Raw genomic sequence first — 9,639 nt, forward strand, 5'->3', positions numbered from 1 at the left:
TTTGGAATTGGAATGCATACTAAAAAATTATGAATATTTATCTTCGCCGTTATATTTTACTCTGGTCGTGTTTGTGTTTTGGAGCAATTACTACGGCACAGCAGCACTTTGTATTTACATCAGTCGATTGTAAAAATGGGCTTTCAGAAAATAGGGTACGCAATATTTTGCAGCTTCAAGACGGACGAATGGTGATTACCACTGAGGGAGTTACCAATATTTATGATGGAACTTCTTTTAAATACATCCACCTAAAGGGGAATAATATTTCTCGACTAACAAGCTATTCAGGGTTTCACCATGGCTATGTGGATAAAGAATATGTATGGATAAAAGATAAAGGAAAGTTGATGCTTATTGATATAAGGCAGGAACGTTTTGTGTTGAAACCGGATAGTGTATTGTTTTCTATGGATATTCGTGAGCCAATTGCTGACTTTTTTCTTGATGCTTCTCAGAATTATTGGATTCTTACTTCTTCAGACAAGCTGCTATTTAGGGATGCCCAAAAAGGGAAGACTTCTGTTTTTCTTAAACATGTTTCTACTCCCAACGGAATAAAAGACCAACTTTATGATATAGCCGTCATCCGGCAACAGCTTTTTTTGTTTTATCGCTTTGGATTAATCGTTTGTTACGATTTGAATACTGGTAAAGAGTTGTATAAGACCAGTTCTTTGTCAAAACAAGATCAAATGAAATATGACAACACGCTCATGGTGGTCCAGTCGGACAACTCATTGTATCAGATACGAAACGGAGCAGGTGGTGTCATGTTAGCTTATGATATTCAAAAACGAACATATACAACAATACTTCAAACAAACTATTGGCTGAATACGGTTTCTGTGGATAATAAAGGTAATTTATGGGTGACTTGTGCAATGGGATTGTGGTTTATTGATAAAAACCTGAAACAAAAACAATTTATTCCATCTTTTAAGTTGGTTGACGGATCTGAAGTAAATACCGAAGCAAGTACGCTTTATAACGATTCGCAAGGTGGACTCTGGATTGGCACTTTTAACCATGGGTTATTGTATTACCATCCCGATCGATTTAAATTTAAGAATGTAGGCAAAACATTTTTCGGAACACAGCCGAAAGATATTGATGTGACCTGCTTTGAAGAAACGGAACAGCAGACGATTCTGGTTGGAACAAAAAATGGGGTGTACAGCTATTCACAAGTAAACTCGAAACTTTCCACTTTCAAAGAATTACCAGCCGATGTTGATTGTATTTCAATGACAAAAGATTCCCGAAACCGAATATGGATATGCACTAGGAATAAAGGAGTGTATAGTTTGCAAAACAATCAAATTAAACATGTTGATCAGCTAGTTGCAAATTGCCGATACATTGTGGAGAATCCAATTGGACATTTGTTAATGGCGACATCCGGTGGATTAGCTGTTTTTAATCCTGTGAATGGAATGTTTCAGCCACTGCAATTGGTATTAAACGGAGAACCCTTACATTCCGTTTCTCAATTGATCCCATTTGATAAGCAGTCTTTTATCGGGAGAAGTAACGCTGGATTGTTTGTTTATAATTATAAAAAGAATACTCTCAGTCAACCTCTAAAAGAACTCCTGAAGAATGAAAACCAACAATATACCTGTATTTTTAAGGACAGACGCGGTATTGTTTGGATTGGAACTCAAGATGGACTAAGTGTTTGGCAGCCGTCAAGGGCAGAACTGCATACGCTTTTTACAGATGATGGTCTGGTGAATAACAGCATTAAAGGAATTGTAAAAGACAGGCAGGGTCTGATATGGGTTACTACTTCGGGAGGTGTTTCCCGTATTGCGGTGAATACGAAAGGAAAACAGCTTCGTTTTTCTATTGCTAATTTCAATTATTACGATGGGGTGATTGAGAATGAATTTACACCTTCTGCTACTTTTGCATCAGATAAGGGGCAGCTGTTGATGGGTGGTGTGAATGGATTTAATATCATTGACCTGCACAAGCCTTGGCCCTTTAAGCGATTGCAAAAACCATTGTTTACCGGTTTAATGCTTTTCGGAGAAAAAGTGAAACCGGGTGAATCTTATGATGGCAATACAATATTGAAAAATGCAGTCGCTGCGACCAATCGGTTAGAGCTAAATTACAATCAGAATTTTATAAGTGTTGACTTTTCGGCACTTAATTATGTCAATCCTACGCAGACTTATTACCGCTATCGTCTTGAGGGTGTTGATGATAATTGGCGCGAAATAGTGGCACAAAACGGTACTGGAAGTGCTACATATACCAACTTGACTCCGGGGACTTATGTGCTAAAAGTGAAGGCAGCCAGCAATAGTAAAGAATGGTCGAATGAGTATGCCGAAATCAGTATACTTATTAAACCTCCTTTTTGGAAAAGTCCAATAGCCTATGCCTTGTCTCTGGCAATCGTCTTGCTGTTGCTTTACTTGTCGCTGACGTATTATAAACGATGGACAAATCACCAATTAATGCGGAAGAACGAAGAAAAACTGAATCAACTGAAGTTTAGTTTCTTTACAAATGTCAGCCATGAATTCCGTACACCGCTCACGTTGATTATTACACCGCTTGAATCGATATTGAAAGAAATAAAAGAGACTGTTATAGAATCAAGAATTCGGTTAGTTTACCGTCATGCACTAAACTTGCAACATTTAGTGAATCAGTTGTTGGATTTCCGACGGTTGGAAATTTCTGGTGAGAAACTGAATCTGACTTTTGGCGATTTGGTAGATTTTGTAAAGCAGTTCGAAGACTTATTTGGCAAGCTGGCACAGGAAAACCGGATTGATTTTTCGATACAATCCGAAAAGCCGGAGTTATTCATGTATTTTGATAATGATAAATTGTACAAGGTAATCAATAACCTGCTTTCGAATTCTTTTAAGTTTACTCCACTAGGAGGGGCTATTATGGTACGACTGTCACAACCAATAGAGAATCAAAATTCCGGCATTGTTCAGCTTGAGGTTATCGATTCGGGCTCGGGTATCTCTGAAAAAGATTTACCTAATGTGTTCAATCGTTTTTATCAGGCTTTGACTACCCAGGGAGGAAGTGGTATCGGCTTACATCTTGTGAAAGAGTATGTGGCATTGCATTCGGGAGAAATAGCTGTTGAGAGTGAGCCAATGATAAAAACAGTATTCGCCATTAAAATTCCAATTAATCTTGTCCCCCAAAAAGTAGAGTATGAAACTCTTGTAGCTGTTTCAGAGGATATAATCGACAATCAGGTCATTACAACAACATCGAAGAAAGAAAAGCTTCTGGTGGTGGAAGACAATGATGATTTGAGACGTTTTCTGGTGACGGAGTTATCCCACAAATATGATGTTTATGAAGCTCCTGATGGTGAAGTGGGAGAAGTTTTGGCTTTATCAAAGGCTCCTGATTTGATTATATGCGACGTGATGATGCCGAAAGTCAATGGATTTGAATTGTGTAAGCGCATAAAATCGAACTTACAGACTTCGCATATCCCGGTGATATTATTGACTGCCCGTACATCGGAAGAACACAAACTGACTGGGTATCAATCCGGAGCCGATGAATACTTGTCGAAACCGTTTAATCTGGAAATGCTGTTGCTTCGAATAGATAAACTTATTGCCCAGAAAAATCAACGGCAATCGGCCTTCTCGCATAAATTAGAGGTGAACCCAAAAGAGATTACCATTACCTCAATTGATGAACAGTTGATACAAAAGGCACTTGCCTGCATGGAAGAAAACATGGATAATCCGGATTATTCTGTTCAGCAGTTTAGTCAGGAATTGGCAATGGATCGAACGGTATTGTATAAGAAATTGCAATCCATAACCGGTCTTGCCCCTTCGGAATTTATTCGTTCCATTCGGTTGAAACGTGCAGCGCAACTTTTAGTTCATGGGCAATATCCTGTTGCCGAAGTTGCCGAAAAAGTTGGGTTTAATACCCAAAAATATTTCAGCAAATATTTTAAAGAAGCTTTTGGCGTCACCCCGTCAAAATATGCCCAAAATGGACGAAATGCTGATAATGAGTTGTTATAAGGAAATAAACAACTAAGTGTACCTGTAAAAACAACATAATGTACCCATTCATTTAAGGGGATATAAATAGTTTTGGTTATTATTGATTAACTTAAATTAAACCAAATGAAAAATGCATTTCTGAGTGGAAATCACCAGTACATTCTGTTGCTTGTGTTGTTTTCTTTTTCGTCATTAGCAGCTCAAAATTATCAAAAAACGGCTGTAGGTGTAAAGACCAAACTTCAGTCAATGGATGTTGAAGTCCAGTTATACAGTCCGAATATCGTCCGTGTTTTGAAATCACCTGAGGGAGTCAATTTCAAAAAAGAAAGTCTGTCGGTGAATAAAAAACCACAGGAGACAAAATTCACAATCAAACAACAAGGAGATATCGTTTCGATGAAAACCGACAAGATTGAAGTTGATTTAAACGTAATAACCGGAAAAGTAACATATCTTGATTTGAACGGGAAAATTCTGTTTACCGAAAAGGACTACGGAACAAAATTTACTCCAACCATGGATGTGAAGAAAAACAGTTTTACCGTTCGTCAGGCATTCCAATTGGATCAAGACGAGGCAATATATGGCTTGGGACAATTACAAAATGGAAAGTTGCAACAAAGAAACCAAAGTGTTGTGTTGAAAAACGGCAATATGCAGGTTGCTTTCCCATACTTTTTGTCAAGTAAAGGATATGGGGTTTTTTGGGACAACTACGCAGCAACGACTTTCACGGATAATGTACAGGAAACTTCCATGGAATCTTTGGGAGATTGTTCCGATTATTATTTTATGTATGCCGGTTCTGCTAATGGCGTGGTCGGTCAAATGCGCGACCTTACAGGACAAGCGCCTATGTTTCCTTTGTGGTCTTATGGGTATTGGCAGTCGAAAGAACGCTATAAAAATCAGCAAGAACTTATGGATGTGGTGGCGAAGTATCGTACCTTGAATGTTCCGTTGGATGGAATTATTCAGGACTGGCAATACTGGGGGAAAGACAGCCTTTGGAACCAGATGGCATGGGATCCCATTACCTATCCCAATCCAAAAGGCATGGCTGATTTTGTCCATAAAAACAATGCACATCTGATGGTGGTGGCTTGGCCTGGATTTGGTCCAGAAACAAAACAATTTACAGAGTTTAAAGAGAAAAATATGCTAATTGATTTTGATACCTGGCCCCCAAAATCTGGTGCAAAACCCTATGATCCATACAATCCAACTGCCCGTGGCATTTACTGGAATTACCTGAATAAAGGGGTCTTTTCGATAGGTGTTGACGGATGGTGGCTCGATTCATCGGAGCCGGATCATATCAATGTCAAAGATGCAGACTTTAATCAACCAACTTTTCTTGGTTCCTATCGCTCGGTGGTGAATGCTTTTCCATTGACGCACGTGAGTGGAGTGTATGACCATCAGAGAGCCACGACTTCTGATAAACGTGTTTTTATTCTAACCCGTTCGGCTTTTGTAGGTCAGCAACGTTATGGTGCCAATACATGGTCTGGCGATATTCAGTCAACATGGAAAACACTTGGTCACCAGATACCTGCTGCATTAAATTTCTCACTCAGTGGTGTACCCTATTGGAATGCCGATATCGGAGGTTTTTTTGCCGGACGTTGGAAAAAAGATGGAGGTGAAAATAATCCTGAATTTCGCGAGTTATATGTTCGTTGGTTACAATTCGCAACATTTACTCCAATGATGCGTTCGCATGGAACCGACATTCCTCGAGAGATTTATAATTTTGGGAAATCAGGTGTATGGTCATACGATGCCATAGAGAAAAATATCAATCTACGATATAGTTTGTTACCTTACCTCTATTCAACTGCATGGGAAGTTACCAGTAAGTCTGCATCTATCATGTATGCTCTTCCTTTGATGTTTGAAGATGACCTAAAAGTACGCGATACCAACGATGAGTTTATGTTTGGACGTTCATTCCTTGTAGCACCTGTAGTAACACCGATGTACACAGGTAAAAAAGAGGATAAAGTATTTGAAGATTTCAGTAAAACTGGAAGTCGCGAAGTGTATTTGCCTAAAGGTGCCAACTGGTTCGATTTTTGGTCTGGAGAGAAATTAAATGGAGGACAGTCTGTAACCAAAGAAACTCCAATCAACATTATTCCACTTTATGTGAAACAGGGAACCATTTTGCCTTGGGGACCTAAAGTACAATATGCAGAGGAGAAAAAATGGGATAAACTCGAAATCCGTATTTACCCTGGAGCTGATGGTGAATTCACTTTATATGAAGATGAAAACGATAATTACAACTACGAAAAAGGTGCATATTCAATCATTAAACTAGAATGGAACGACCAATCAAAGACGCTAACTATTGGTAAAAGAAAAGGCAGCTTCAAAGGCATGATTAGAAACAGAACATTCAACATAGTACTTGTAGATAAGAAAAAAGGAACTGGCGTAAGTAGTACTACTAAATTCAATAAAACAATAACTTACAATGGAAAAGCAAAATCATTGAAACTATAAAGAACTAAATATAGACTCCTGAATCCATAAATTGATTGATTTTAAGAACAAAAGTTGAATCTAAATACAATTATCAAATTCATAAATCAAATCAAAATATTAAAGGAAACTAAACCACTCTGCTAGGAGGCCGTTCAAAAAAGCGGCCTCTTTTATTGGCGATAAGACATTCGAATCATAATAATTTACAACCTAACATTCCTAATTCAATACTCCACTCCACTCTATTTTCTCAAATCAGCTAAAAAATGGTTCGAAAATTGTCCCGCCAGGGTCACAACAAGTTACCTTTTGCTGTCGATCTATTTGTAATTTATATACAATATATTATATATACATGTATATTTTTAGTATATTTGTATACTATATTATATATGTATGTATGTCTAAATACAGTGCCACAAAAACGCCAACAGCTGTTATGCATGAACTGGTTTTAAAGATCCAGCAATTGCGCAGAAAAAATAGAATATCACAACTTGAATTGTCTAAGCGATCTGGTGTGTCTTTTGGAAGCATCAAACGTTTTGAAACAACTGGTCAAATTTCGCTGGAATCGCTATTGAAATTGGCTTATTTTTTTAACAGGCTTGACGATTTTACAGCCGTATTTCTGATTGATTCTGATTTAGGAACTGTAGAGAAATTATTCAGTAATAAAACCCGATAGTAATGAAACCCATTCAAAAAGTTATAATTTCGATTGATTTTGGAGGTAAAGAACTGCAGGTTGGAGAATTGATAAAGGAAGGTAAAGGCATTTATTTTAAATATTATACTGAATTCATCAAATCTGGACTTGAACTTTCTCCTTTTCATTTACCATTACATGACGGCATATACACTGCGTCCTCACAACCATTTGAAGGATTGTTTGGTGTATTTTCGGATTCATTACCTGACGGATGGGGACGTTTATTATTGGACAGAACATTGACTGCTAAAGGTGTTTTAATACAAGATATCACTCCTTTACAGCGATTGTCTTATGTTGGTTTAAAGGGAATGGGAGCGTTGATTTATCGACCTCAAATTGAAACCTCCTTTCAAGAAACATTACAAATTGAGTTAGATACTATTTCTAAGGAAATGACTGCAGTATTGCAAGGAGCAAGTTCTTTAGCAATTGATGAATTATATGAAATGGGTGGTTCATCGGGAGGAGCAAGACCTAAGATACTCATCGGCTATCACCCAGGAACCGGACATTTGATTCATGGTACGGAACCGTTACCGGAGGGTTATGAACATTGGCTTATTAAATTTCCATCATCAAATGACAGAACAGACATAGCACCAATAGAATATGCTTATCATAAAATGGCTCTAGCTGCCGGAATTATTATGAATCCCTGCAAGTTATTTGAAACCGAATCCGGAAAGGTGTTTTTTGGCACTAAACGATTTGACCGAACTGAGCATAACCGATTGCATTTGCAGTCGGCAGCCGGTATGCTGAATGATAACTTTAGATACAGCACCATGGATTACGGTAATTTGATGGATGCCACTTTTCGATTGGAAAATGACGTCGCTGGGCATGAGAAAATACTAAGGATAGCAGCCTTTAATGTTTTTGCTCATAACCGGGATGATCACAGTAAAAATATATCTTATCTGATGGATTCAGCAGGGAAATGGCAATTGGCACCCGCTTATGATTTGACTTATTCCAATTCATCACATGGAATGCACAGTACAACTATAGCCAGGGAAGGTGTATATCCAGGAAAAAGTCATTTGATTGAACTTGCTAATGAATTCCGATTGAGACATGGGGCTGTAATTATAGAGCAGGTGACCGATGCTGTATCACAATGGAGATCTTATGCCAAAGACGCGGGCGTTGCAAAAGAATCTATGGATTTAATTGAAAAGAAGATACAGGGTACTTTGAAATTATAATTAATTCGTAGTGGTATTTATTTATTATAAGAAATGAGCTGAAACAAATATGTATTATTTGCTTATTCGCTTTGCTCGTATTCAAATCCAAATCTTCTGGCAACAACAAAGACCTTTCCTTTTGAATTTACTGTTTTTTCTATCTTACTCTCAATGCTTTGCATTGTTTTATAGTTTGGAATCTGTCATAAATTTGGCAGCAATTTGCGACAAAAATAGTTTACCTATTAGTTGTTTTAATTGGAGTTGATGATAAAAACACTATATAGCAAGTAACATTAGAAACTTCCAAGCGTTCAGCCATACTAATCGCTTATGCCTGCCATGAAGCCGTCAAATTGCATGGAGTGGATGCCTGCGTCTCGCTTCATCCCAAGATCGAGTTGAAGAAACATTATATGGACAAGTACGAAAGTCATATGCATCGTTGCAGGTATTTTTGGAAGGAACAAACCTATTAAGATTATTGGAAAAATATAAAATATGAAAACAGATAAATTAAACAGCAAATACACTCCTGAAGAACAGGCCGATTCATTCATCTTTAGAACCAAACTTACACCCAAACAAGTACAGGATGCTGCCGATCAGCTAAATCTGGCAAGAAAAAAGACCAAGGAGCAAAGAACCGATAGCCAGACATTGTACGCACGTGTCAAGCAACTGCAATTCCAGATGGAAGACTATGCGAAATCAGAAAAACATTAGAGAAGAACTCTCTTTTGCATACTTCCTAAGAAAATATATTAGTTGAGATATAAAGTCCAGAAAAATTTTGCAGAGGACATAAAAATAGCTCCAACTGAATTAAGTTCAATTTTAAATAACGGGAGACCACCGGGCAAGAAAATGATTATTCGTTTGGAATTGCACTCAAGTAGTGTGATACCTGCTGTTAGCTGGTACAGATTATGGGAGAAAGAAAAGGAATATGAACTAAAGACAGATAAAAAAATCAGGATACAAGAAGAGAAACATGTCCATAACCGTATGGTTTTTGACTTTTAATATCAAAAAATGAGGCAGTCTAAAAAGGTAGTCTTAATAATATATTGTGACAAATACCGAGCATTATTGTCAGGTTTTAACCCAAGTTGCAGCACAAATGTTAAATAAAAGTTAATTTTGATTATATTTGTAAGATATTACCCTGATTAAAGAGTTACTGTTTTGAAGAAAGCCAGTAAAATGGGGCTTTTTA

At 37.5% G+C, this 9,639-nt stretch carries 6 protein-coding genes; all 6 read left to right on the top strand.

The window, feature by feature from the left end; translation table 11 throughout:
- The first annotated feature begins 29 nt into the window (after positions 1 to 29).
- The 6 genes from ACNQGH_RS20595 to ACNQGH_RS20620 all read left to right on the top strand — a co-directional run bounded on the left by ACNQGH_RS20595 (position 30) and on the right by ACNQGH_RS20620 (position 9,446).
- Complete coding sequence (locus ACNQGH_RS20595; RefSeq protein ID WP_417957897.1) at positions 30 to 4,037, top strand: ATP-binding protein; 4,008 nt, start codon at positions 30 to 32, stop codon at positions 4,035 to 4,037.
- Between the two features lie 105 nt (positions 4,038 to 4,142).
- Positions 4,143 to 6,533, top strand: a complete 2,391-nt coding sequence (locus ACNQGH_RS20600) for a glycoside hydrolase family 31 protein (RefSeq protein WP_417957898.1) — start codon at positions 4,143 to 4,145, stop codon at positions 6,531 to 6,533.
- A gap of 382 nt (positions 6,534 to 6,915) precedes the next feature.
- On the top strand, positions 6,916 to 7,203 hold the full coding sequence (locus ACNQGH_RS20605; RefSeq protein ID WP_417957899.1) for a helix-turn-helix domain-containing protein: 288 nt from the start codon (positions 6,916 to 6,918) through the stop codon (positions 7,201 to 7,203).
- A 2-nt stretch (positions 7,204 to 7,205) separates the two neighbouring features.
- On the top strand, positions 7,206 to 8,438 hold the full coding sequence (locus ACNQGH_RS20610) for a type II toxin-antitoxin system HipA family toxin (RefSeq protein ID WP_417957900.1): 1,233 nt from the start codon (positions 7,206 to 7,208) through the stop codon (positions 8,436 to 8,438).
- Positions 8,439 to 8,921: 483 nt separating this feature from the next.
- Complete coding sequence (locus tag ACNQGH_RS20615) at positions 8,922 to 9,146, top strand: hypothetical protein (protein WP_417957901.1); 225 nt, start codon at positions 8,922 to 8,924, stop codon at positions 9,144 to 9,146.
- Between the two features lie 42 nt (positions 9,147 to 9,188).
- The gene (locus ACNQGH_RS20620; RefSeq protein ID WP_417957902.1) at positions 9,189 to 9,446 is read left to right on the top strand and encodes a hypothetical protein; all 258 of its coding nucleotides are present in this window, start codon (positions 9,189 to 9,191) and stop codon (positions 9,444 to 9,446) included.
- The last annotated feature ends 193 nt before the right edge of the window (positions 9,447 to 9,639 follow it).

It is taken from the genome of Flavobacterium kochi, assembly GCF_048286715.1.
Lineage (GTDB): Bacteria > Bacteroidota > Bacteroidia > Flavobacteriales > Flavobacteriaceae > Flavobacterium.

Excerpts from the sequence above, each read along its gene's own strand:
- ACNQGH_RS20600 (WP_417957898.1), top strand. The coding sequence starts at position 4,143 with ATGAAAAATGCATTTCTGAGTGGAAATCACCAGTACATTCTGTTGCTT.
- ACNQGH_RS20595 (WP_417957897.1), top strand. The coding sequence starts at position 30 with ATGAATATTTATCTTCGCCGTTATATTTTACTCTGGTCGTGTTTGTGT.
- ACNQGH_RS20610 (WP_417957900.1), top strand. The coding sequence starts at position 7,206 with ATGAAACCCATTCAAAAAGTTATAATTTCGATTGATTTTGGAGGTAAA.
- ACNQGH_RS20615 (WP_417957901.1), top strand. The coding sequence starts at position 8,922 with ATGAAAACAGATAAATTAAACAGCAAATACACTCCTGAAGAACAGGCC.
- ACNQGH_RS20605 (WP_417957899.1), top strand. The coding sequence starts at position 6,916 with ATGTCTAAATACAGTGCCACAAAAACGCCAACAGCTGTTATGCATGAA.